The sequence below is a fragment of the Pseudomonas azadiae genome (genome assembly GCF_019145355.1).
Lineage (GTDB): Bacteria > Pseudomonadota > Gammaproteobacteria > Pseudomonadales > Pseudomonadaceae > Aquipseudomonas > Aquipseudomonas azadiae.
The window spans coordinates 477,792-499,093 of record NZ_JAHSTY010000002.1; the positions used below are offsets into that span (position 1 = coordinate 477,792).

Here is a 21,302-nt window from a genome sequence, read left to right on the forward strand (position 1 = left end):
GGCAGCGTGATCGTGCTCGTTTATTGAGGGCTGGAACGTCCAGTCATCTCCCGTGCCATTTCGGTGGCGTAGCTGTCGGTCATGCCGGCGATAAAGTCGATCATGCGCAGGAACGAGGCGTGCAGCGGCCACTCGGGGTTCGGTGCGTTGCTGCCCAGCAAGTCGAGGATGCGACGGTTCTTGAACGACGGCGTGCGCCCGCCATGCTGTTCCAACGCGGCGCCGCAGAAGGCGTTCAGGAGAATTTCCAGGGTGGTGTAGGCGCCGATTTCATGCAGGGTCTTGCGCTTGTCCTGGAAGATCTTCTTGCGCGCCATGTCCTTGGCATCCAGGACGCAGCGTTTGGCGGGGCCGTGCATGTGTTCCACCAGATCGCCAGGCAGCGTGCCGGCCAGCAAGGCATCCTGCTGTTCGACGAAGGCCCGCGCCGCCGCGTTGGTCAAATGCTCGATGGCCTTGCCGCGCAGGATCGCCAGTTTGCGCCGCCGGGAATCCTGCGCGCCGAGTTGGCGATAGGTCTGGGGCAGGTCGTCGCCCACCAGGTCCAAGAGCAGCGACTCGACTTCAGCGTACTCCAGCAACTGCATTTCCAGGCCGTCTTCGAGGTCGATCAGGGCGTAGCAGATGTCGTCCGCCGCTTCCATCAGGTACACCAGCGGGTGCCGGGCCCAGCGTTGTTCTTCAAGTTGCGGCAGGCCGAGCTTGTGGGCGATCTGTTCGAGGATCGGCAGTTCGCTCTGGTAGCAGCCGAACTTGTGTTTCTTGTAGCCCAAAGAATCGGCGTGCCGGGCGGTCCAGGGGTATTTCAGGTACGTGCCCAGGGTGGCGTAGGTCAGCCGCGTACCGCCGTCGAACTGGTGGTATTCGAGCTGGGTCAACACGCGAAAGCCCTGGGCGTTGCCTTCGAAGTTGAGGAAGTCGTTGCGCTCGGCGCTGCTCATGTCATCCAGCCAGCCACGTCCCGCGGCCTGCTGGAACCAGTGGCGAATGGCGTCTTCACCGGAGTGCCCGAACGGCGGGTTGCCAATGTCATGGGCCAGGCAGGCCGATTGCACCACCATGCCCAGGTCGCTCGGGTCGCACCAGTCGGGCAGGGCGCTGCGCAGGGTCTCGCCGACGCGCATGCCAAGGGAGCGGCCCACGCAGCTCACTTCCAGGGAGTGGGTCAGGCGGGTATGGATATGGTCGTTGCTGGAGACCGGGTGCACTTGGGTCTTGCGGCCCAGGCGACGAAACGCGCCGGAGAAGATAATACGGTCGTGGTCTTTGTGAAACGGGCTACGTCCCAGTTCTTCCGGGCTGTGCAGCGGTTTGCCAAGACGTTCGCGGGTCAGCAGGGTGGGCCAATCCAAGGCGGATACTCTCCGTAGGGTGAATGACCCTCCCAGCTTCCCGGTTCAGCGCGGCCTGGGCAAGCGAAAATCTACAAGCCGGCCGCGTCGATATCGATTAGCAGCAAACGCTGAGCGCTTTCGAAGAGTGTCTGGCGGTGAGGCGATACCTGTTGCGGGTCGCGGCGCGGTAGGTCGAGGAAACACGCAGCCTGCTAAGAGAGCTGGCGAAAAAAGGCCCGGCCCTCGAAAACGAGGGCCGGGCCAGTTCTGTTGGCAAGACTGCGGCGGGTATGGCTCAGCCCTTACGCGAAGTGCCCTGCATGGCCAATTTGATCAGCGGGATCAAGCCGGCACTGAGGCGCACCAGGCGTGTCAAGCCACCGATGCCACCACCCTTGGCGCCTTTGCCCGTGAAGAACCCCATTAGGGTCACGGCGGCCACGCCCCACAGCGGCGCGTGCTTGATGCCCAGACCGCCCTGAAAACTCTGCCCCAAGTTGCGCACCTTGTTCAGTGGCAGCATCAATTGCTGGGACTCGTGGCGGATCTCCTGACGGTGCATTTCCATGCGCAGGCGAATCAAAGCCTTGCGCATTTCTCGGCGGGAGGTTTGCTGGTTTTCATTCGAGCTCATGGCAGCAGGCGCTCCCGGTCATTGGCCAGTTCTTCGAGGGTGGCGTGGAACGGCGTGGACTCATCGAACACCGCCGCTTTCAAGCGCACCCCGCAGAATGCGGCAGCCAGGGTATAGAACACGCAGAGGCAGATGATCCCGGTCAGGCGGTAGCCGGTGTCCCAGACGAGGATCATCACCAGCGTGGACAGCCCCACCAGCAACAGCAGCGCAAATACCAACGCCAGGCCGGCAAACAGCAGCAGGCTGACCGTGCGGGCCTTCTGTTCCTGCAATTCGATGCCAAACAATTCAACGTGGCTGTGCAGCAAGCCCAGCACGGCCGCGCCCAGACGTCTTGAGGTTGAGCTCGTGGTCGAGCTGGATTCGCCGATAGACATGGTATTAGCGCCTTGTAGCCAGCAGGCCGATCAAAAAGCCCACGCCGGCGGCAATGCCCACCGACTGCCAAGGATTGGCCTGCACGTAATCCTCAGTGGCCGTGACCGCCGCCTGGCCACGTTCGCGCAGGGAGTCTTCGGTCAGTTTCAGGGTTTCACGGGCCTGCAGCAGCGATTCCTGGATTTTAGCGCGCAGCTCATCGGCCTGGTCGCCCGCGAGCACCTTGGTATCGTTAAGCAACCTTTCGGTGTCAGTCACCAGGGTTTGGAAATCCGCCATCAGTATTTCCTGAGCGTTCTTTGCAGTGCTTCGGGCCATGGTTATCTCCGTGATTGGCTGATCGGTATGTAGTGGTTTCGAGTCACCGGGTTCGGTGAAGGTTCAGTGCAATTGTCTGGTACAGCGTTTACTACGCCTCGGTGCGCGGGCCAACGAGTCTGCGCTGAATCCGGGCGGTCGGGCAGTAAGCCTTGAAAAACCTTACCCTAAATAACTGAAACTCGCGGAAAAACCCTGTCGGTAATGGCCTTTGCGTTGATCGCTGCGCTAAAGCGGTTCACGCCCCCCCTGAAGAGGGAGGCCGCAGTTGCCAACCGGGCGGTGTCAGCCGGACCAGCCAATTGATCGGCGGCCGTCGGCTTACGGGTGTACGACGTGATCAAGCGCATCACTGGCTGCACCTGAGCCAGGAGCAGGCGTATTACGGTGCGGACCTGCCGATGCACAAGATCGGCGCGGTCAGTCAGGATTGATCGGTGCCTGTTCTTCATCATCCGTTTGTGCGTAAAAACCGTGCAGCAGGCGATAGCGGTTCTGCCGCACTTCATCGACCCGCGCCTGCACCTGTTGGTCCGGCAGGCCCAGCAGGATCAAGGCGTGGGAGGCGAGCATCAGGCTCGACTCCAACAGCTCGGGCACCACTTCACTGGCGCCCGCGGCTTTGAGCTCAGCCAGTTGGCTGTCATCGCGGGTACGCACCAGGATCGGCACCTTGGGGTTGATCCGGCGCGCTTCCTTCAGCACCACCAGCGCCACATCGGGGTTGTCGACCGCAATCACCACCAGCCGCGCGCGTTCCAGGCCGACCGCACTCAGCAGGGCGCCACGCCGGCAGTCGCCATAATGCACGCTGCTGTCTTCGGTGGCGGCTTCCTGAACCCGTTCCGGATCGTCATCCAGGGCAATGAAGGCCTGTTGTTCCTTGCGCAAAAAACGCCCGATGGATTGGCCGACGCGTCCATAGCCGCAGATCACCGCGTGCCCGCGTAGCTCGGCGTTCAACGCGGTGATGTGTTCCAGCTGCACTTGCTGGTTGGGTTTGCGGTGCAGGCGCAGCGCAAGGCGCGGCGCGGCGCGCAACAGCAGCGGGGTCAGCAGCATCGAACAGAAGGTGGCGGCGAGCAGCAGCCCGTTGAATTCGTCGGGTACCAGCCGGCTCTGGTGCATCTGGGCCATCAGCGCAAAGCAGAACTCGCCGCCCTGGGCCAGGGCCAGGCCGCTGCGCCACGCAGTCTCGGCGTCGCTGCCGCGCAGCTTGACCAGCGCGGCCACCACGCAGCCTTTGACCAGCATCAAGGTCAGCGTCAGGCCCAGGATCAGCAGGCTGTGGCTGACAAACAACTGCAGGTCGATCAGCATGCCGATGCTGACGAAAAACAGCCCCAGCAGGATGTCGCGAAACGGGCGGATATCCGCTTCGATCTGGTGGCGGTAGTGGCTCTCGCCCAGCAGCATGCCGGCCAGGAACGCGCCGAGGGCAGGGGAAAGACCCAGCAGGTGCGTGAGCCAGGCGGTCAGCAGCACGATCACCAGCGCCAGCAGCACGAACAGCTCGGCCGAATGGGAGGCGGCGACTTCACGGAACAAGCGCGGCAACAGCCAGCGGCTGGCCAGCAGCAGGCCGACAAATAACACCACGGTCTTGCCCAGGGTCAGCGGCAGCGCCAGGTACCAGGCCTGCTCGCCGGTGCCGGCAAATACCGGCACCAGGGTCAGCAGCAGCACCGCCACCACATCCTGGAACAGCAAGACGCCAATCGCGTTCTGGCCATGGCTGCTGAAGATTTCACCCAGGCTGGTCAGCTCTTTGCTGACGATGGCGGTGGAGGACAACGCCAGTCCGGCCCCGAGCAACAAAGCGATGCCCGGCGCGACACCCAGGGTCATCAGCAAGCCCCCCAGCAGCGCCCCGCACCCCAACACCTGCAAACTGCCCAGGCCAAACACCACGCGGCGCAGGGCAAGCATCTTCGTCAGGGAAAACTCCAGGCCCAGGGAAAACAGCAGGAACACCACGCCCAGTTCGGCGAGGTCGGGCAGCTCTTCGCTGTCATTCACCCAGTCCAGTGCGGTGGGCCCTACGGCCAGGCCAACGCACAGGTAGCCCAGCACGGGCGGCAATTGCAGCCGGCGAAACAGGGCAATCACCACCAGGGATGAGGCCAGAATGATCAGCAGGTTGGCAAACACACGCATCTCCATTGCAAGGGGCAGGCAAAAGCCTGCAAGTATTGCTGAGTCAGTTATAGGTCATTGTGACGTGGGTCAGGGATTAAGTGGTGGTGGGCATCATGCAATCAGCGGGCTTAGAATGTCTGCCTACTTTCTGACCAGGTCTGTTCGTCATGCTTCCTGAATGCCAGTTGTACGGCACCCTGGGTTGCCATCTTTGCGAGATTGCCGAAGCCGAAGTCATGCCGCTCGTCGAACACGGTTTGCTGGTGGAACTGGTGGACATCACCGACCCCGACGACCTGACCGAGGTCTACGGCCTGCGGATTCCGGTGCTTCGCCGGGTCGACACCGGTGCTGAACTGGACTGGCCGTTCGACACTGAACAGGTCGTCGCCTTCCTGCGCTGACATTTATGCGATGGCGGGTTTCCGAATATTACGTTACTGTATGTTTGTACAGCGATTGAATAGAGGGAACGCCCGTGGTGAATGTTGAACAACTGAAAAGCAGCGTCAATCGCATGTCCGCCGATGTCGTGCGCGACGCGGTGAACGAGCTGCGCCTCGATGGCCTGGTCACGGAAGGCAAGACGCCGTTTAACAAAGTGCATTTCAATACCTGCTTCGCCGAGATCGAGGCGCTGTTCCAGCGCGCCGGCTATCACAAGCAGCTGGATGTGGTGGGTTACCAGGGGTTGCTGTACGCGTTATACGATCCGGGCCGCTGGGAAGCGGTGGACGTACTGCGCTGGCTCAAGGAATTCACCGAGGCTGCGAGTGCCTCGAAGCTCCTGCGCGCGCAATTGGCCAAGGCCTGAGGTCTGGCCTAGGCGCAATCGCGCTCAGTGCGGGATAATGCCCGCCTGTTTCCCCAGGCTTCGAGCATTTCATGTCCACATCCGGTTTTACCGCGTCCCAGCATCAAGCCAGCACCTTGTACTTGCCGCCCGGCCCCTGGACGACGGTGCTCGATTGCCTGTGCGACCACTTCCCGGCGATTGGCCGGGAACACTGGCTGGACCGTATCGCCCGAGGCCGCGTGCTGGATATCCACGGCAGCCCGATTGCCCTGGACCTGGCCTATAAGGAAGGCCTGTGCATCCACTACTTCCGGGAAGTGCCGAACGAAAAGGTAATCCCGGTGCAAGAGAGCATCCTGTATGCCGACGAGCATCTGGTGGTCGCGGACAAACCGCACTTCCTGCCCGTGACGCCGGCCGGCGAGTACGTCGAACAGACTCTGCTGCGCCGCCTGATTCGTCGTCTGGACAATCCGTCGCTGGTGCCCTTGCATCGCATCGACCGGCATACGGCGGGGTTGGTGCTGTTCTCGGCCAACCCGGCCAGTCGTTCCGCGTATCAGCAACTGTTTCCCACGCGCAGGATCGATAAATTCTACGAAGCCATCGCACCGGCCCTGCCGAACCTGACGTTCCCCCTGGTGCACAAAAGCCGCCTGGTCGATGGCGAACCGTTTTTTCGCATGCAGGAAGGCGACGGTATCGCCAACACTGAAACGGCCGTGGAGGTGCGAGAAAAGAACAGCAACCTGTGGCGCTACGGCTTGTTTCCGGTGACGGGCAAGAAACACCAGTTGCGCGTGCACATGACCGCCCTTGGCGCGAGTATCTGCAACGACCCGTTCTACCCGCACGTGCTCAAGGACGCCGTGGACGACTACGCCAACCCGCTGAAACTGCTGGCTCAGGGCGTGCGATTCATCGACCCGGTCACAGGTCACGCGCGTAGCTTTCGCAGCCGGATCACCCTCGACTGGTAACCGCCGGAAACGACAAGGCCCGCGCGAGGCGGGCCTTGGGTTAACCGGATAGCTGGGGCTTTCTGATACTGCGCGGCGTCCCGTTTAGGGCGGCTTCGCCACCCAGCGCGGGGCAAGCCCGCTCACTACAGGTCTTTAACGGTGCGTACCTGGTCTTTGTTGATGCGGGTGTGCTTGCCATCAAGCTGTTCGAATTCGTAGAAACCCGAATCTTCATCGTATTTCGGGGTGTCGACGGCCTGGATTTCGCGACCGTCATTCAGGGTGATCACTGTCGGCGAGGCGCAACCGGCGAGGGTGGCGATGCCCAGTGCAAGCATGAGAGCGGCGATGGTCCGTTGAGTCATGAGTGTGTCTCCGAGAGAGTACTTTTTAAATGCTGACCTTGTGACGCGTGAGGCGCCGACAAAGTTCCTTGTGCGAGGTTCATTCTGACACGCCCGAGTGCGTCTGTAACAGCGCCGGGGTGTTCAGGTTGGCCAGGCGCGGGTCATCCGCCGGGCACTCAAGGCCCACGCCGCCCAGTTGCAGGAAGAGCTTGCGCGGGCTGCGTTCGCCGGCGTGCCAGGCGCTGTCCACCGCGTCGCGCAAGGCGGTCGGAATGATGCAGATCAGCGGTTCCCAGAATTCGCCGTGGCGCACCATCACTGGCAGCAGCGGGTTGCGCTGTGCCGTCTGACGCAGGTCGGCGATCAGTCGGGCATCGAGATGCGGCACGTCGCACGGCACGATCAGCAGGTGCCCATGGCGCGCGACCGCGAGTCCTGCGCGGATACCGGCGAGCGGGCCGGGAAAGTCCGGGCTGTCGTCATTCACCAACCGGTCGGCATACGCCGCGTACAGTTGCAGGTTGCGGTTGCAGGAGATGATCAGGTCATCCGTGAGCGGTCGCACCAGGCGCTGCAAATGCGCAATCAAGGGCTGGTCGCGCCATTCCAGCAAGCCTTTGTCCTGGCCGCCCATGCGTTGGCCGCGGCCACCGGACAGCAGCAGGACCGAACAGGGCAGGGGGGACGAATCGATAGGCATGGCGGTTCCGCAGCGGCAGCAAAAGAGGGGCCTGTGATATAACATCAGGCTGTTCCTTCGACAACCGGACCGTGCCATGAACGCCAAGGCAGATGCGCCCTTCGTACCCCTGAATATTGCCGTATTGACCGTCAGCGACACCCGTACCCTGGAAACCGATACGTCCGGCCAGGTCTTCGTCGACCGCCTGACCGCCGCCGGCCACAGGCTGGCCGAGCGCGTGCTGCTCAAGGACGACCTCTACAAGATCCGCGCCCAGGTCGCCCACTGGATCGCCGAAGACGTGGTGCAGGTGGTGTTGATCACCGGCGGCACCGGTTTCACTGGTCGTGACAGCACGCCTGAAGCCGTGAGTTGCCTGCTGGACAAACAGGTCGACGGGTTTGGCGAGCTGTTCCGCCAGATTTCCGTGGCCGATATCGGCACCTCCACCGTGCAATCCCGCGCCCTGGCCGGCCTGGCCAACGGGACCCTGGTGTGCTGCCTGCCAGGTTCCACCAATGCGGTGCGCACCGGGTGGGATGGCATCCTCGCCGAGCAGTTGGACAACCGCCACCGCCCGTGCAACTTCGTGCCGCACCTCAAACAGGCCGAGCCTTGTGAATCCCGTGGGTAAGCCGGGCAAGAGCGGCGCGCTGATGCCGGTCGAAGACGCATTGGGGCAACTGCTGGCCATGGCCGCAGCCGCGCCGATCCGCGACCGGGAAACCCTGGCGCTGGCCGATTGCGACGGTCGCGTCCTGGCGCAAGACCTGATCTCCACCCTCGACCTGCCACCCTGGCCGAACAGCGCCATGGACGGTTACGCCCTGCGCCTGTCGGACTGGACCGGTGAACCGCTGGAGGTCAGCCAGCGCATCTTCGCAGGCGCCGTACCGCTGCCATTGGCCGCAGGCACCTGCGCGCGCATCTTCACCGGCGCGCCAGTGCCCGAAGGCGCCGACTGTGTGCAAATGCAGGAAAACACGGTGGTCCATGCTGATGAACGCGTGGGCTTTACCGAGCCGTTGCGGGCGGGCCAGAACATACGTCCCCAGGGCCAGGAAACCACCGTCGGCGAATGTGTCTTGTCGGCCGGCACGCGCCTGGGCCCGATCGAACTGGGCCTCGCCGCTTCACTTGGCCGTGACCGCCTGGAGGTGATCCGCCGCCCACGCGTGGCGGTGCTGTCTACTGGCGACGAGTTGATCGAGCCGGGCTTGCCGCTGGGCCCCGGCCAGATCTACAACAGCAACCGACGGGTGCTGTGTACATGGCTCACGCGCATGGGCTGCGAAGTGATCGATGCCGGCATCCTGCCCGATGACCTGGAACACACCCGCACGCGCCTGTCCGAACTGCGCAGCGTCGACCTGATCCTGTCGACCGGTGGTGTGTCGGTGGGCGAGGCGGATTTTCTCGGTATCGCCCTGCGTGAGGAAGGTGAGCTGGCCCTGTGGAAACTGGCGATCAAGCCGGGCAAGCCGCTGACCTTCGGGCATTTCCGTGGCGTGCCGGTGATCGGCCTGCCGGGCAATCCGGCGTCGACCCTGGTGACGTTCGCCCTGCTGGCACGCCCTTATCTGCTGCGTCGCCAAGGCGTGCAAGAGGTCGAGCCACTGCGCTTTGAAGTGCCGGTGGGGTTCACCTGGCCCAAGCCGGGCAACCGCCGCGAATACCTGCGCGGACGCATCGAGCAGGGCAAGGCGATCATCTACCGCAACCAGAGTTCCGGCGTGCTGAGAAGTGCAGCGTGGGCGGAGGGGTTTGTGGAAGTGTTGGAAGGCACGACCTTGGAGGTTGGCGACCGGGTCCACTTCATTCCCCTGAGTGAAGTATTCAACTAACCCTGCACCTCCAAGGTGGGAGCTGGGTACCTACACATCTCTGTAGTGAGCGGGCTTGCCCCGCGCTGGGTGGCGAAGCCGCCCCAAACCAGGCGACCCGGGCCTCTCTGACACTCGGCGGTGGCTTTGTTGGGGCGGCTTCGCCACCCAGCGCGGGGCAAGCCCGCTCACTACAGGAGACTTTCAGCCTTTTAAAGTTTTAGGGACTTAGGGCTAACGCAGGCAAGCCAGCTCCCACAGTAGGAGCGATATGAGTCCGATAAAACTCAGTAATCATCCCCACGTTCGGTCACGTCGCGCTCGACCGGCGCGGCGTGTGGGTCATACCCCACCGGGAACTTGCCCTTCAGCGTCCACGCAAACGCGATGATCTCGGCAATCGTGCGGTACAGCTCTTCCGGGATGCTGTCGCCCAGTTCCATGCGCGCCAGCAGCTTCACCAGCTCGGCGTTTTCATAGATGGGCACTTCGTTTTCCCGCGCCAGCTTCAGGATCGCTTCGGCCAGGGCGTCATCGCCCTTGGCCGTCAGGGTCGGGGCTTGTTGTCCATCGTATTTAAGCGCAATCGCCTGGCGGGGTGGGTTGCCGTTGTTCATGCCGTTTCATCCACCCAGCGTTGCTCCAACCCGGTTTTTGGCCCGCGTGGCGGGGTGCCGAGGTGGCAGTCGAGATCGCCGACGTTGAGGCCCGATGTCACCAGGCGTTCGCGCAGGCTGCCCAAGTGGCTTTCGATCAAGCTGGCGGTGAACGGCCGAGTGGCCCACAGCTGGCTGGACAGTTTGCCCTGGCTCAGTTGCGCCTGGACCTGCAACGGTCCCAGCGGCTCCATGTCGAAGGCCAGTTCGACACGCCAGAGCATCTGCTTGGCGTCTTTCTTTTCTTTGCGTTCGGGCTGGTCCTTCTCCGGCGCGGGTTCTTCGCGCTGGAACTTGACCTGCAAGGGAACGATGTCCTGCAGGGTGCGCATGGGGATTTCCAGTTGCCAAGTGGTTTGCAGGCGGCCGTCGGCGGTGGTGCCGGTCTGCTCCAGGCTCGATAACTGATGGCTCTGTAACCGGGAGATCGCCCCGGCGGCCAGGCGCAGCAGGTTTTCCAGGTCGCCTTCGCCTTCCAGCTTGCCCATCAGCCGCTCGGGCAGCGGGAAGCTGACCGGCGCCTGCCGTGCGCTGACTTGGCCAAGGGTATTGAGGGGGCTGCGGACAAAATTGGGCAGCACCTGAGCCAGCGTGTTGGCGGCGAGAATGGCATTCAGGTTGGTGCTGGCGGGCAGGGCGGGCGCCAGATCGGCGACCAGGCGCAACAAGGCGCCTTTCATGTCCAGCGGCGGTATTTGCGGATTTTGCCCGGCCAGCAATTTGGCCTCCAGGAAGGCCCCGCTGTTCTGGATTACCTGAGCCAGCACCTTGGGGTTGCTCACCTGTGCCAGGTCCGGCAACGCCGCCAGTAAGCGGTCGGCAGCGCCGCGCAGTTCAGCGGAGGTGCTGTCGCCGCGCGGCAGGTTCTGCAGGGCGGTGAACACCGCGTCCAGCGAGCCTTGGCGACTTTGCTGGGTGGAGAGTTGCTGGGTGATAGCCAACTGATCCTTGAGCCCGCTCAACGGCACGAAATTCAGGGTCTGCGCGTTCTGCACCACGGCACTGAGCAAACTGCCCACGCGCAAGGGCTGCGGGCTTTCCACCGTCAGCGTCGCACCGGCCAGGGCGTTATTGAGTACCGTCACCAGCGACCGGTAGATCGCCGGTTGCGCGGTGCCCTGGGGCAGCATTTGGGTGGTCAGCACCTTGGCTTGCAGCAGAGTGCCTTCCGGTATCTTGGCGGTATCGATGCGCGTGAGGGCCGCCACATTCGCGCTCAACGCCTGTTGCAGGCTTAGGGTCAGGTTGCCGGCGGGCGTCTGGCTCACCGCCACGTTACTGCCCAGCGGCAAGGGTTGGGCGCTGCTGGCCTGCACCAGGGTCTGGCGGCCGCCTTCCAGGGTCAGCTTGAGCAGCAACTGAAAAGCTTCACCGCCTTGCTTGAGGGCGATGACTTCGGCATTCGCGGTTTTCCCGGGGTCAATCAAGCCGATCTGCGGCTCCAGCAATTTCAGCAAGGCGCCTGCCGCAGGCGCGGGCGTTTGCCCGGCGGCCGGCGTGGGAGCAAGCGTAGGAAGGTTGATTTCACCGGTCATCGTGCGCATCGTCTCTGGGGAAATTGCCCTCTTTAGCGTAGGGCATCGCATGTATAATGCCGCCCGTCTGCAAAGAGAGCGCTAAAAACCTCACAACTATTTGATCCAGCTCTCTAAAATCGGTCGCCAAAGCCGTTATTGTGCTTCTTTCTATAACGGCCGCTGCACCGCCGACTTGAACCGTAAAGGCCCGCGATCTCTTGACCAGCCCTCTTCTTGAAGCCGTAGCGCTCTCCTGTGAACGCGACCTGCGCCTGCTGTTCGAGCACCTCGAGCTGCGCCTGGCGGGCGGCGACATGGTGCAGGTCAGCGGCCCCAACGGCAGCGGCAAGACCAGTTTGCTGCGCCTGCTGGCCGGGTTGATGCAGCCGACGGCCGGTGAGGTTCGACTCAACGGCAAGCCCCTCGACCAACAGCGCACCGCACTGGCGCGCAACCTTGTATGGATCGGCCACGCCGCCGGTATCAAGGACGTGCTCACCGCCGAAGAAAACCTCAGTTGGCTCGGCGCCCTGCATCATCGCGCTTCCCGTGAAGCCATCTGGCAGGCCCTCGCCGCCGTCGGCCTCAAGGGCTTCGAAGACGTTCCCTGCCATACCCTGTCCGCCGGCCAACAGCGCCGCGTAGCCCTGGCGCGCTTATACCTGCCGGGTCCGTCGTTGTGGATTCTCGACGAACCTTTCACTGCGCTCGACAAGCACGGCGTCGCCCAGTTGGAAGAGCACCTGGCCCGGCACTGCGAGCAGGGCGGCCTGGTGGTGCTCACCACGCATCACACACTGGCGCGCGTGCCCGCCGGTTACCGTGACCTGGACCTGGGACGGTGGTCGCCATGAGTGTGTTCGGTCTGTTGGTCGCCCGTGAAGCACGCCTGTTGTGTCGTCGCCCGGCCGAGTTGGCCAACCCGCTGGTATTCTTTGCCATTGTGATCGCGTTGTTCCCGTTGGCGGTCGGCCCGGAGACTAAACTGTTGCAAACCTTGTCCCCGGGACTGGTGTGGGTCGCCGCGCTTTTATCGGTGCTGCTCTCGCTGGACGGGCTGTTTCGCAGCGATTTCGAAGACGGTTCCCTCGAACAGTGGGTCCTTTCGCCGCACCCGCTGCCACTTCTGGTACTGGCCAAGGTACTGGCACACTGGGCTTTTTCCGGACTGGCGCTGGTGCTGCTCTCACCGTTGCTGGCGATGATGCTAGGGTTGCCCACCGAGTGCCTGCCGGTGTTGCTCCTGTCTTTATTGCTCGGCACGCCAACCCTGAGCCTGTTGGGCGCGGTGGGTGCGGCATTGACCGTGGGCTTGAAGCGCGGTGGCCTGCTGCTGGCCCTGCTGATCTTGCCTTTGTATATCCCGGTGTTGATCCTGGGCAGCGGCGCTTTGCAAGCCGCGCTCATGGGCATGCCGGCGACCGGTTATCTCTTGTGGCTTGGCAGCCTGACCGCCCTGGCGGTAACCCTGACACCCTTTGCTATAGCGGCCGGCCTGAAGATCAGCGTCGGCGAATAATGAGGTCTGACCAAGCGTTATGCCTGGTCAGTAAAGACCCTAGGCTTCTTGCAACGGCAAGAAGCACCCGTGATGGAAACAGCAATGAACTGGACCTGGTTTCACAAGCTCGGCTCGCCCAAATGGTTCTATGGCATCAGCGGCAAGCTGCTGCCGTGGTTGAGTGTCGCCGCGATGTTACTGATCGGCATCGGCCTGGTCTGGGGCCTGGCCTTCGCGCCGCCGGACTACCAGCAAGGCAACAGCTTTCGCATCATCTATATCCACGTGCCCGCCGCGATGCTGGCGCAGTCCTGCTACGTGATGCTGGCGGTGTGCGGCATCGTCGGCCTGGTCTGGAAGATGAAGCTTGCGGACGTCGCCCTGCAGTGCGCCGCGCCCATCGGTGCGTGGATGACTGCCGTGGCGCTGGTCACCGGTGCGATCTGGGGCAAGCCCACCTGGGGGTCGTGGTGGGTGTGGGATGCGCGACTAACGTCCATGTTGATCCTGCTGTTCCTGTACTTCGGTCTGATTGCCCTGGGCAACGCAATCAGCAATCGTGACAGCGCCGCCAAGGCCTGTGCGGTGCTGGCGATTGTCGGCGTCATCAACATCCCGATCATCAAGTACTCGGTGGAGTGGTGGAACACCCTGCACCAGGGCGCCACCTTCACCCTCACCGAAAAACCGGCGATGCCCGTGGAGATGTGGGCGCCGCTGCTGCTGATGGTGCTGGGGTTCTATTGCTTCTTCGGCGCGGTGCTGCTGATGCGCATGCGCCTTGAAGTGCTCAAGCGCGAAGCCCGGGCCAGTTGGGTCAAGGCCGAAGTGCAAAACAGCCTGGAGGCGCACGCATGAGTTTTGCGTCTTTCAGTGAATTTATCGCCATGGGCCATCACGGCCTGTATGTCTGGACGGCCTATGGCATCTGCCTGGCGGTGCTGGCCCTCAACGTCGCCGCGCCGATCCTGGCCCGCAAGCGTTACCTGCAACAAGAGGCGCGTCGTCTGCGCCGGGAGACTGAAAAGTGAATCCGCTGCGTAGAAAGCGTCTGTTGATCATCCTTGCCATCCTGGCCGGCGTCGGCATCGCCGTGGCCCTGGCCTTGAGCGCCTTGCAGCAGAACATCAACCTGTTCTACACCCCGACCCAGATCGCTAACGGCGAAGCGCCCGTCGATACGCGCATCCGCGCCGGCGGCATGGTGGAGAAGGGCTCCTTGAAGCGTTCCGGCGATTCCCTGGACGTGACCTTCGTGGTCACCGACTTCAGCAGATCCGTGACCATCACCTACCGCGGCATCCTCCCGGACCTGTTCCGCGAAGGCCAGGGCATCGTCGCCCTGGGCAAGCTCAACGCCGACGGCGTGGTGGTGGCCGACGAGGTCCTGGCCAAGCACGATGAAAAATACATGCCGCCGGAAGTGACCAAGGCGCTCAAAGACAGCGGCCAATCGGCTCCCACCCCTGCGAAGGAGGGCTAAGTGATGACGTCCGCATTGTTCATTCCGGAACTGGGCCAGTTGGCGATGATCCTCGCCCTGTGCTTTGCCATGGTCCAGGCCGTGGTGCCGTTGCTCGGCGCCTGGCGCGGCGACCGCCTGTGGATGAGCCTGGCGCAGCCGGCCGCCTGGGGCCAGTTCGCCTTCCTGTTGTTCGCGTTCGGTTGCCTGACCTACGCCTTCATGACCGACGACTTTTCCGTCGCCTATGTCGCCAATAACTCCAACAGCGCCTTGCCGTGGTACTACAAGTTCAGCGCCGTGTGGGGCGCCCACGAAGGCTCGTTGCTGCTATGGGCGCTGATCCTCGGCGGCTGGACCTTCGCCGTGTCGGTGTTCTCGCGGCAGCTGCCGCAAGTCATGCTGGCGCGGGTGCTGGCGGTGATGGGCATGATCAGCATCGGCTTCCTGCTGTTCCTGATCATGACCTCCAACCCGTTCAGCCGCATCCTGCCGCAGATCCCGGTGGACGGTCACGACCTCAACCCGCTGCTGCAGGACATCGGCCTGATCGTGCACCCGCCGATGCTCTACATGGGCTACGTGGGGTTCTCGGTGGCGTTCGCCTTTGCCATCGCCGCCTTGCTCGGCGGGCGCCTGGATGCGGCCTGGGCGCGCTGGTCGCGGCCGTGGACCATCGTCGCCTGGGCATTCCTCGGCATTGGCATTACCTTGGGCTCGTGGTGGGCCTACTACGAACTCGGCTGGGGCGGCTGGTGGTTCTGGGACCCGGTGGAAAACGCCTCCTTCATGCCCTGGCTGGTCGGCACCGCCTTGATTCACTCGCTGGCCGTCACCGAAAAGCGCGGCGTGTTCAAGAGCTGGACCGTGCTGCTGGCCATCGCCGCGTTTTCCCTCAGCCTGCTCGGCACTTTCCTCGTGCGCTCGGGCGTGCTGACGTCGGTGCATGCCTTTGCGTCTGACCCGGCGCGCGGCGTGTTCATCCTGATCTTCCTGCTGTTTGTGGTCGGCGGTTCCCTTACCTTGTTCGCGTTGCGTGCGCCGGTGGTCAAGAGCCAGGTCGGCTTCAACCTGTGGTCGCGGGAAACCCTGCTGCTGGGCAACAACCTGGTGCTGGTGGTGGCGGCGTCGATGATCCTGCTCGGTACCCTGTATCCGCTGGTGCTGGATGCCTTGAGCGGCGCTAAATTGTCGGTCGGCCCGCCGTACTTCAACGCGCTGTTTATTCCGTTGATGGGCCTGTTGATGGTGGTGATGGCCGTCGGCATGCTGGTGCGCTGGAAAGACACCCCGGTCAAATGGCTGGCAGGCATGCTGATGCCGGTATTGCTGGGCAGTGTAGCCCTGGCGGTGATCGCAGGTGTAGCGTATGGCGACTTCAACTGGGCGGTGCTTGCGACCTTCCTGCTTGCTGCGTGGGTGTTGCTGGCGGGCGTGCGCGACATTTTCGACAAGACCCGTCACAAAGGCCTGCTCAAAGGTCTGCCGACTTTGACCCGCAGTTACTGGGGCATGCAGATCGCCCATATCGGCATCGCCGTGTGCGCCCTGGGCGTGGTGCTTTCCAGCCAGAACAGTGCCGAGCGCGACCTGCGCCTGGCGCCGGGTGAGTCCATGGACCTGGGCGGTTATCAGTTCATTTTTGAAGGTGCCAAGCACTTTGAAGGCCCTAACTTCACGTCAGACAAAGGCACCGTGCGCGTCGTGCGCAATGGCAAGGAAATCGCCGTGCTGCACCCGGAAAAACGCCTGTACACCGTGCAGAGCTCGATGATGACTGAAGCGGGGATCGACGCCGGCTTCACCCGTGACCTCTACGTGGCCTTGGGTGAACCCCTGGGCGAGGGCGCATGGGCAGTGCGGGTGCATGTGAAGCCGTTCGTGCGCTGGATCTGGTTCGGCGGTTTGCTCACAGGCGTCGGTGGTTTGCTCGCGGCGTTGGACCGGCGTTATCGGGTCAAGGTCAAGAGCCGGGTGCGTGAAGCCCTCGGCATGCAAGGAGCGGCGGTATGAAGCGTTGGTTGATGGTCGTGCCGCTGGCGTTGTTTCTGGTGGTGGCCGTGTTTTTGTATCGCGGGCTTTACCTGGACCCGGCCGAGTTGCCCTCGGCGATGATCGGCAAGCCGTTCCCGGCGTTTTCGCTGCCGACCGTGCAGGGCGACAAGACCGTGACCGAGGCCGATCTGCTTGGCAAGCCGGCGCTGGTCAACGTGTGGGGCACCTGGTGCATTTCCTGCCGCGTCGAGCACCCGGTGCTGAACAAGCTGGCCGAAAAGGGCGTGGTGATCTACGGCATCAACTACAAGGACGACAACGCGGCGGCCTTGAAGTGGCTGGCCGAGTTCCACAACCCGTATCAACTGGATATCCGCGATGAAGACGGCAGCCTCGGCTTGAATCTCGGCGTCTATGGCGCGCCGGAAACCTTCTTTATCGACGCCAAGGGCGTGATCCGGGACAAGTATGTCGGTGTGATCGACGAGGCCGTATGGCGCGAACAACTGGCCGCCAAGTACCAGGCGCTGGTCGATGAGGCCAAACCATGAAGCGTCTGCTCGCCGCTGCGGTGCTGGCGCTTGGATTGGCCGGCGTGGCGCACGCCGCCATCGACACCTACGAATTCGCCAGCGACGCCGAGCGCCAGCGCTTTCGCGACCTGACCAAGGAACTGCGCTGCCCCAAGTGCCAGAACCAGGACATCGCCGACTCCAATGCGCCCATCGCCACCGACCTGCGCCGGGAAATTTTCCGCATGCTGGGGGAGGGCAAGAACGACCAGCAGATCATCGATTTCATGGTCGACCGCTACGGTGATTTCGTGCGCTACAAACCGGCCCTCACCGGCAAGACCGCGCTGCTGTGGTTCGGCCCCGCCGGGCTGCTGCTGGCCGGCGTGGTGGTGATGGCGGTGATCGTGCGCCGCCGCCGCGCCGCGCCTGCCGACGGCGCCGACGCGCTGTCCCCTGAAGAGCGTAAACGCCTCGACCAATTGCTGGACACCAAGACTGATGATTGATTTCTGGCTCGCAGCCGGCTTGCTGCTTCTGATTGCCCTGAGTTTCCTGCTGATCCCCGTACTGCGCGGCCGCCGTGCCCAGCGCGAAGAAGACCGCACCGCGCTGAACGTGGCGCTCTACCAGGAACGCGTCGCCGAGTTGCAAGTGCAGCAGGACGAAGGCGTGCTCAATGCCGCGCAACTCGACAGCGGCCGCGCCGAAGCGGCCCGTGAATTGCTGGCCGATACCGAAGGCGTGGAAAAACCCCGCGAATCGCGCCTGGGCAAACCGCTGCCTTTGCTTGCCGCTGTGCTGGTGCCTGTGGTTGGCCTCGGCCTGTACCTGCATTTCGGCGCGAGCGACAAGGTTGAGCTGACCCGTGAATTCTCCCAGCCGCCGGTGTCCATGCAAGACATGACCCAGCGCCTGGAACGCGCCGCTGCTGCCCAGCCGGATTCGGCCGAAGGCCTGTACTTCCTCGGCCGCGCCTATATGGCCCAGGACCGTCCGGCTGATGCAGCCAACGTTTTCGAACGTACTGTAGCCCTGGCCGGGCGCCAGCCGGAACTGCTCGGCCAATGGGCCCAGGCGCAGTACTTTGCCGACAACAAACAGTGGTCGCCCAAGGTCCAGGCATTGACCGACGAGGCGTTGAAGCTCGATCCCAAGGAAGTCACCAGCCTCGGCTTGCTGGGGATCGCAGCCTTTGAAGGCCAGCGTTATCAGGAAGCGATCGACTATTGGAACCGTCTGTTGGCGCAACTGCCAGCGCAAGACAACTCCCGTGCGGCGCTGCAGGGCGGGATTGATCGCGCTGCGCAAAAGCTCAAGGAGAGCGGTGGCACTGTTGCGCAAAAAAGCGTCATGAAAGTGCGTGTAGATTTATCCGCCGAGGTCAAAGCCAAAGCCCTGCCCACCGACAGCGTGTTCATCTTCGCCCGCGCCGTGAACGGCCCGCCGGCGCCGTTGGCGGCCAAGCGCGTCAGCGTCGCCGAGTTGCCGGTCACCGTCGAACTGGGCGATGCCGACGCGATGATGCCGCAGTTGAAACTGTCCAACTTCCCTGAAGTCCAACTGGTTGCACGCATATCCCGTGCCGGTCAGCCGACCACGGGCGAGTGGATCGGCCGCAGCCAACCCCTGGCCAGCGGCACCACTGCGCTGCAGCAACTGACCATCGACACTCCGGACAAGTAATTTCGAGGAAACGCCCATGACCGCATTTGCACGCATCACCCTGCTCAGCCTGGTACTGGGCCTGAGCGCCTGTGCGGTCCACCGCCCACCTCCGGGGCCCACCGGCCCGACCATCCCGCCGTCGGGCCCGGCGACCCAGCCGAGCACCCAACCCTCCGGCCCGGTGACCCCACCGCCGAAGCCGGTGCCGAGTAAATCCCCAACCTTCGCTCCACCACCGGGCGCGGCCAGCCACTGGGACGGCAAGATGCAGGTGTATGTGCTCGACGACCAGCCCGACACCTTCTACCGCCAGCGCACTTACTACCGCTGGAGCAACGGCTGGAGCCGCTCGATCAGCCCCAACGGTCCCTGGGAAGAGACCGACGTGCAGGGCGTGCCACCGGGGCTGAGCAAGCAGTACGCGCACTGACAAAAGGCGACCTTCGGGTCGCCTTTTTCCTGCCTGTGAACACAGCCTCAGTCCAGCGAAGATCTTTTTGTGGGAGCCGGGCTTGCCCGCGATGGCGGTGTGTCAGGCGCCGGTTCGTTTGCCGGTACACCGCCATCGCAGGCAAGCCAGCTCCCACAGGAGATCACCTCGCTATCAAGGCACGGCACACTCCCGATCCAGCACTTCATTCACCCGTAATCGTGCCATCTCACCGGTCTGCACAACGGCCACTACCTGTTTTGATGGGCGCACCGAACGTAGTGCGCGGCGGCTGGTACTCCGGTAATGTGGCCGCGATCGACAAGCGAAGAGGGTGTTTTTGATGGCAGGCAGGTTGATCTATCTCATCGGGCCTTCCGGCTCGGGCAAGGACAGCTTGCTGGACGCCGCACGAGCACGCTTGGCCGAGCGCGGTTGCCGCATCGTGCGCCGCGTTATCACCCGCTCGGCCGAAGCGATGGGCGAAGCGGCGCAAGGCGTCAGCCCGCAGCAGTTTGCCGCGATGCAGGCCGAGGGCGCGTTTGCGCTCAGTTGGCAGGCGAATGGCTTGTCCTACGGCATTCCCCGGCAGATCGACGACTGGCTGGCGGCAGGTGATGATGTGCTGGTCAATGGCTCCCGCGCGCACCTGGCGCAGGCGCGCGAACGTTACCCGACGGCGCTGGTGTTGCTGCTGACGGTGGACCAGGCGGTGCTGCGCCAGCGCTTGATCGCACGGGGTCGTGAAGCGCTGGCGGATATCGAGGCGCGGCTGGCGCGCAATGCGCAGTTCACCGCCGGGTTGATCACCGGCAATGGCGCGGGGTTGTTCGTTCTGGATAACTCCGGGCCTTTGGAACATACGGTCGAACGCCTGCTGTGTTGCCTCGACCACGGGCATTCTGCATACGCCTGACATGGTCATGGGTATCGACACGAACTTGTAGTGAGCGGGCTTGCCCCGCGCTGGGGGGCGAAGCCGCCCCAAACCAGGCGACTCGGTTTTATCTGTAAATCAGCGGTGACTGTATTAGGGCGGCTTCGCCCCCCGGCGCGGGGCAAGCCCGCTCACTACAGTGTGTAGCTTCGCCATTTAGTCTGGGCGCAGGGCCCCGGCCAACAACTGCTCCACATATTCCACAAACGCCCGCGCCTTGGCGCTCGCCATCCTGCCGGTGGGGAATACCGCCCATAAGTCCCGGGCCGGCAATGTCCAATCGGTCAGCACCGGCTTCACGTCGCCGCTGGCCAGTTCCGGGGCAAACATCCAGGTGGATGACAAGGTCAGTCCCAGGTGGCCCAACACGGCTGCGCGTACGCCTTCGGCCGCTGTGACGCGCACGCGGCCATGGGCGAGCAGCGGGTATCGGGTGTCGCCTTGGGTGAAGTGCCAATGGGAGCCTTCGCCGCGGGTGTAGATCACGGCCTCGTGTCGCAACAGATCCGCCGGCGTGGCGGGTTCGCCGCAGCGTTCGAAGTAGGCCGGGGTGCCGAGGATGACGCACGGCGATTCGCCGATTTTGCGTGCCGTCAGGCTCGAGTCGACCAGATTGCCCATGCGCAGCGCCACGTCGATGCCTTCCTCGACCAGGTTGAGGCTGCGGTCGTCGAGTACCACGTCCACATTCAACTCGGGAAATTGCGCAAGGAAGGGCCCCAAGTGAGGAACGATATGCATCCGGGCGAAGGTCACCGGAGCGCTGATCCTCAGACTGCCCGTGAGCCCCGCGCCGGCGCCACGGGCTGCGGCGTCGGCCGCGTCAGCTTCATCAATGGCGCGCCGGGCCTTTTCGAAAAACGCCAGGCCTGCCTCGGTTGGCGTCAGGCCCCGCGTGGAGCGCAGCACCAAACGTACCGCCAGGCGCGTTTCCAGTTGCGCAATGCTTTTGGAGACAGCGGGCTGACCGATACCCAGGCGCTTGGCGGCAGCGGAGAACGAGCCGGTTTCGACGACGTGAACGAAGGTTTCCATGGCGGTGAGGCGGTCCATCGGTGTTCCCTGTTTAGCTTGGCGGCGCTCAAGCCTAAGGCGATGAACGAAGGGTGTCATGTGTTTCCAGCGTTGAGCAGCTGGGTTTTCAATATCCGGTTAACGAATATGTCCCGAGCGATCAGAAAATGAAGTAGTGGAACAAAAAAATGTTC

At 63.3% G+C, this 21,302-nt stretch carries 26 protein-coding genes and 1 pseudogene; 17 read left to right on the top strand and 10 right to left on the bottom strand.

All coding sequences use genetic code 11. The features are described from left to right. Positions 1–20: 20 nt before the first annotated feature. The 4 genes from KVG91_RS18580 to KVG91_RS18595 form a co-directional block, all read right to left on the bottom strand. Positions 21–1,352: a deoxyguanosinetriphosphate triphosphohydrolase gene (locus KVG91_RS18580; protein WP_169378159.1), complete on the bottom strand. Its 1,332-nt coding sequence runs from the start codon at positions 1,350–1,352 to the stop codon at positions 21–23. 277 nt (positions 1,353–1,629) lie between these two features. Next, positions 1,630–1,968 (bottom strand): hypothetical protein, encoded by a 339-nt coding sequence (locus KVG91_RS18585; protein ID WP_169378158.1) that lies wholly within the window; start codon positions 1,966–1,968, stop codon positions 1,630–1,632. Then, positions 1,965–2,348 carry a phage holin family protein gene (locus KVG91_RS18590; RefSeq protein ID WP_076950438.1) on the bottom strand — a complete coding sequence of 128 codons (384 nt, stop codon included), beginning with the start codon at positions 2,346–2,348 and terminating at the stop codon, positions 1,965–1,967. Before KVG91_RS18590 ends, KVG91_RS18585 begins: the two co-directional genes overlap by 4 nt. A 4-nt stretch (positions 2,349–2,352) precedes the next feature. Continuing rightward, positions 2,353–2,667 (bottom strand): DUF883 family protein, encoded by a 315-nt coding sequence (locus KVG91_RS18595; RefSeq protein WP_076950439.1) that lies wholly within the window; start codon positions 2,665–2,667, stop codon positions 2,353–2,355. Between the two features lie 278 nt (positions 2,668–2,945). On the opposite strand from KVG91_RS18595, the pseudogene KVG91_RS27825 reads away from it, so the two are divergent. Then, a pseudogene (locus KVG91_RS27825) lies at positions 2,946–3,101 on the top strand (ammonium transporter); the annotation flags it as partial. Here the strand turns inward: KVG91_RS27825 and KVG91_RS18600 are convergent. Continuing rightward, on the bottom strand, positions 3,088–4,824 hold the full coding sequence (locus KVG91_RS18600) for a cation:proton antiporter (protein ID WP_169378157.1): 1,737 nt from the start codon (positions 4,822–4,824) through the stop codon (positions 3,088–3,090). The pseudogene KVG91_RS27825 and the gene KVG91_RS18600 overlap by 14 nt on opposite strands. A 149-nt stretch (positions 4,825–4,973) precedes the next feature. Here KVG91_RS18600 and KVG91_RS18605 point away from each other — a divergent pair, with 149 nt between their 5' ends. The 3 genes from KVG91_RS18605 (at position 4,974) to KVG91_RS18615 (ending at position 6,582) form a co-directional block, all read left to right on the top strand. Beyond that, positions 4,974–5,210 (top strand): glutaredoxin family protein, encoded by a 237-nt coding sequence (locus KVG91_RS18605; protein ID WP_169378156.1) that lies wholly within the window; start codon positions 4,974–4,976, stop codon positions 5,208–5,210. 74 nt (positions 5,211–5,284) lie between these two features. Further along, positions 5,285–5,620 carry a transcriptional regulator gene (locus KVG91_RS18610; protein WP_169378155.1) on the top strand — a complete coding sequence of 112 codons (336 nt, stop codon included), beginning with the start codon at positions 5,285–5,287 and terminating at the stop codon, positions 5,618–5,620. A 71-nt stretch (positions 5,621–5,691) separates the two neighbouring features. Beyond that, on the top strand, positions 5,692–6,582 hold the full coding sequence (locus KVG91_RS18615) for a pseudouridine synthase (RefSeq protein ID WP_169378154.1): 891 nt from the start codon (positions 5,692–5,694) through the stop codon (positions 6,580–6,582). 125 nt (positions 6,583–6,707) lie between these two features. Here the strand turns inward: KVG91_RS18615 and KVG91_RS18620 are convergent, their stop codons facing one another. Beyond that, a complete protein-coding gene (locus tag KVG91_RS18620; RefSeq protein WP_169378153.1) occupies positions 6,708–6,929 on the bottom strand; it encodes a YgdI/YgdR family lipoprotein in 222 nt (73 codons plus the stop codon). Between the two features lie 79 nt (positions 6,930–7,008). Then, positions 7,009–7,611 carry a molybdenum cofactor guanylyltransferase MobA gene (gene mobA / locus KVG91_RS18625; protein ID WP_169378152.1) on the bottom strand — a complete coding sequence of 201 codons (603 nt, stop codon included), beginning with the start codon at positions 7,609–7,611 and terminating at the stop codon, positions 7,009–7,011. A gap of 76 nt (positions 7,612–7,687) precedes the next feature. Between mobA and moaB the strand changes: the two genes are divergently transcribed. Together moaB and KVG91_RS18635 are read left to right on the top strand one after the other, a co-directional pair. Continuing rightward, positions 7,688–8,227, top strand: coding sequence for a molybdenum cofactor biosynthesis protein B (moaB, locus tag KVG91_RS18630; protein WP_076950445.1), 540 nt, complete (start codon positions 7,688–7,690; stop codon positions 8,225–8,227). After that, entirely contained in the window at positions 8,211–9,437 is a 1,227-nt protein-coding gene (locus tag KVG91_RS18635) for a molybdopterin molybdotransferase MoeA (RefSeq protein WP_169378151.1), read from the top strand. Before moaB ends, KVG91_RS18635 begins: the two co-directional genes overlap by 17 nt. Before the next feature lie 266 nt (positions 9,438–9,703). On the opposite strand, the gene KVG91_RS18640 is transcribed toward KVG91_RS18635, so the two are convergent. Next, the gene (locus tag KVG91_RS18640) at positions 9,704–10,033 is read right to left on the bottom strand and encodes an EscU/YscU/HrcU family type III secretion system export apparatus switch protein (protein ID WP_169378150.1); all 330 of its coding nucleotides are present in this window, start codon (positions 10,031–10,033) and stop codon (positions 9,704–9,706) included. Then, a complete protein-coding gene (gene fliK / locus KVG91_RS18645; RefSeq protein WP_169378149.1) occupies positions 10,030–11,607 on the bottom strand; it encodes a flagellar hook-length control protein FliK in 1,578 nt (525 codons plus the stop codon). Before fliK ends, KVG91_RS18640 begins: the two co-directional genes overlap by 4 nt. A 200-nt stretch (positions 11,608–11,807) precedes the next feature. Here fliK and ccmA point away from each other — a divergent pair, with 200 nt between their 5' ends. The 11 genes from ccmA to phnN all read left to right on the top strand — a co-directional run bounded on the left by ccmA (position 11,808) and on the right by phnN (position 20,073). Continuing rightward, entirely contained in the window at positions 11,808–12,443 is a 636-nt protein-coding gene (gene ccmA / locus KVG91_RS18650; protein WP_169378148.1) for a cytochrome c biogenesis heme-transporting ATPase CcmA, read from the top strand. Then, positions 12,440–13,108: a heme exporter protein CcmB gene (ccmB, locus tag KVG91_RS18655; protein ID WP_076950518.1), complete on the top strand. Its 669-nt coding sequence runs from the start codon at positions 12,440–12,442 to the stop codon at positions 13,106–13,108. Before ccmA ends, ccmB begins: the two co-directional genes overlap by 4 nt. Positions 13,109–13,192: 84 nt before the next feature. Next, positions 13,193–13,948: a heme ABC transporter permease gene (locus tag KVG91_RS18660; protein ID WP_169378147.1), complete on the top strand. Its 756-nt coding sequence runs from the start codon at positions 13,193–13,195 to the stop codon at positions 13,946–13,948. Continuing rightward, positions 13,945–14,121 (top strand): heme exporter protein CcmD, encoded by a 177-nt coding sequence (gene ccmD, locus KVG91_RS18665; RefSeq protein ID WP_049709263.1) that lies wholly within the window; start codon positions 13,945–13,947, stop codon positions 14,119–14,121. Before KVG91_RS18660 ends, ccmD begins: the two co-directional genes overlap by 4 nt. After that, the gene (ccmE, locus tag KVG91_RS18670) at positions 14,118–14,573 is read left to right on the top strand and encodes a cytochrome c maturation protein CcmE (protein ID WP_169378146.1); all 456 of its coding nucleotides are present in this window, start codon (positions 14,118–14,120) and stop codon (positions 14,571–14,573) included. Before ccmD ends, ccmE begins: the two co-directional genes overlap by 4 nt. 3 nt (positions 14,574–14,576) lie before the next feature. After that, the gene (locus tag KVG91_RS18675) at positions 14,577–16,565 is read left to right on the top strand and encodes a heme lyase CcmF/NrfE family subunit (protein WP_169378145.1); all 1,989 of its coding nucleotides are present in this window, start codon (positions 14,577–14,579) and stop codon (positions 16,563–16,565) included. Continuing rightward, on the top strand, positions 16,562–17,098 hold the full coding sequence (locus tag KVG91_RS18680) for a DsbE family thiol:disulfide interchange protein (protein ID WP_169378144.1): 537 nt from the start codon (positions 16,562–16,564) through the stop codon (positions 17,096–17,098). Before KVG91_RS18675 ends, KVG91_RS18680 begins: the two co-directional genes overlap by 4 nt. Continuing rightward, positions 17,095–17,568, top strand: a complete 474-nt coding sequence (locus tag KVG91_RS18685) for a cytochrome c-type biogenesis protein (protein WP_169378143.1) — start codon at positions 17,095–17,097, stop codon at positions 17,566–17,568. The genes KVG91_RS18680 and KVG91_RS18685 overlap by 4 nt, the downstream gene beginning before the upstream one ends. Continuing rightward, complete coding sequence (gene ccmI, locus KVG91_RS18690) at positions 17,561–18,745, top strand: c-type cytochrome biogenesis protein CcmI (protein ID WP_169378142.1); 1,185 nt, start codon at positions 17,561–17,563, stop codon at positions 18,743–18,745. The genes KVG91_RS18685 and ccmI overlap by 8 nt, the downstream gene beginning before the upstream one ends. Positions 18,746–18,761: 16 nt before the next feature. Then, positions 18,762–19,157, top strand: a complete 396-nt coding sequence (locus KVG91_RS18695; protein WP_169378141.1) for a hypothetical protein — start codon at positions 18,762–18,764, stop codon at positions 19,155–19,157. A 343-nt stretch (positions 19,158–19,500) separates the two neighbouring features. Further along, on the top strand, positions 19,501–20,073 hold the full coding sequence (gene phnN / locus KVG91_RS18700) for a phosphonate metabolism protein/1,5-bisphosphokinase (PRPP-forming) PhnN (protein WP_169378140.1): 573 nt from the start codon (positions 19,501–19,503) through the stop codon (positions 20,071–20,073). A gap of 177 nt (positions 20,074–20,250) precedes the next feature. On the opposite strand, the gene KVG91_RS18705 is transcribed toward phnN, so the two are convergent. Further along, complete coding sequence (locus KVG91_RS18705) at positions 20,251–21,147, bottom strand: LysR family transcriptional regulator (protein ID WP_169378139.1); 897 nt, start codon at positions 21,145–21,147, stop codon at positions 20,251–20,253. Positions 21,148–21,302: the final 155 nt, after the last annotated feature.

Bases quoted from the DNA above. Each gene is read 5' to 3' on its own strand.
- KVG91_RS18640 (WP_169378150.1), bottom strand. From the start codon at position 10,033: ATGAACAACGGCAACCCACCCCGCCAGGCGATTGCGCTTAAATACGAT.
- KVG91_RS18660 (WP_169378147.1), top strand. From the start codon at position 13,193: ATGAACTGGACCTGGTTTCACAAGCTCGGCTCGCCCAAATGGTTCTAT.
- KVG91_RS18680 (WP_169378144.1), top strand. From the start codon at position 16,562: ATGAAGCGTTGGTTGATGGTCGTGCCGCTGGCGTTGTTTCTGGTGGTG.
- ccmB (WP_076950518.1), top strand. From the start codon at position 12,440: ATGAGTGTGTTCGGTCTGTTGGTCGCCCGTGAAGCACGCCTGTTGTGT.
- KVG91_RS18685 (WP_169378143.1), top strand. From the start codon at position 17,095: ATGAAGCGTCTGCTCGCCGCTGCGGTGCTGGCGCTTGGATTGGCCGGC.
- fliK (WP_169378149.1), bottom strand. From the start codon at position 11,607: ATGACCGGTGAAATCAACCTTCCTACGCTTGCTCCCACGCCGGCCGCC.
- KVG91_RS18615 (WP_169378154.1), top strand. From the start codon at position 5,692: ATGTCCACATCCGGTTTTACCGCGTCCCAGCATCAAGCCAGCACCTTG.
- KVG91_RS18675 (WP_169378145.1), top strand. From the start codon at position 14,577: ATGACGTCCGCATTGTTCATTCCGGAACTGGGCCAGTTGGCGATGATC.
- moaB (WP_076950445.1), top strand. From the start codon at position 7,688: ATGAACGCCAAGGCAGATGCGCCCTTCGTACCCCTGAATATTGCCGTA.
- KVG91_RS18620 (WP_169378153.1), bottom strand. From the start codon at position 6,929: ATGACTCAACGGACCATCGCCGCTCTCATGCTTGCACTGGGCATCGCC.
- KVG91_RS18585 (WP_169378158.1), bottom strand. From the start codon at position 1,968: ATGAGCTCGAATGAAAACCAGCAAACCTCCCGCCGAGAAATGCGCAAG.
- mobA (WP_169378152.1), bottom strand. From the start codon at position 7,611: ATGCCTATCGATTCGTCCCCCCTGCCCTGTTCGGTCCTGCTGCTGTCC.
- KVG91_RS18705 (WP_169378139.1), bottom strand. From the start codon at position 21,147: ATGGACCGCCTCACCGCCATGGAAACCTTCGTTCACGTCGTCGAAACC.
- KVG91_RS18605 (WP_169378156.1), top strand. From the start codon at position 4,974: ATGCTTCCTGAATGCCAGTTGTACGGCACCCTGGGTTGCCATCTTTGC.
- KVG91_RS18590 (WP_076950438.1), bottom strand. From the start codon at position 2,348: ATGTCTATCGGCGAATCCAGCTCGACCACGAGCTCAACCTCAAGACGT.
- KVG91_RS18595 (WP_076950439.1), bottom strand. From the start codon at position 2,667: ATGGCCCGAAGCACTGCAAAGAACGCTCAGGAAATACTGATGGCGGAT.
- KVG91_RS18600 (WP_169378157.1), bottom strand. From the start codon at position 4,824: ATGCGTGTGTTTGCCAACCTGCTGATCATTCTGGCCTCATCCCTGGTG.
- ccmI (WP_169378142.1), top strand. From the start codon at position 17,561: ATGATTGATTTCTGGCTCGCAGCCGGCTTGCTGCTTCTGATTGCCCTG.
- KVG91_RS18695 (WP_169378141.1), top strand. From the start codon at position 18,762: ATGACCGCATTTGCACGCATCACCCTGCTCAGCCTGGTACTGGGCCTG.
- phnN (WP_169378140.1), top strand. From the start codon at position 19,501: ATGGCAGGCAGGTTGATCTATCTCATCGGGCCTTCCGGCTCGGGCAAG.
- ccmD (WP_049709263.1), top strand. From the start codon at position 13,945: ATGAGTTTTGCGTCTTTCAGTGAATTTATCGCCATGGGCCATCACGGC.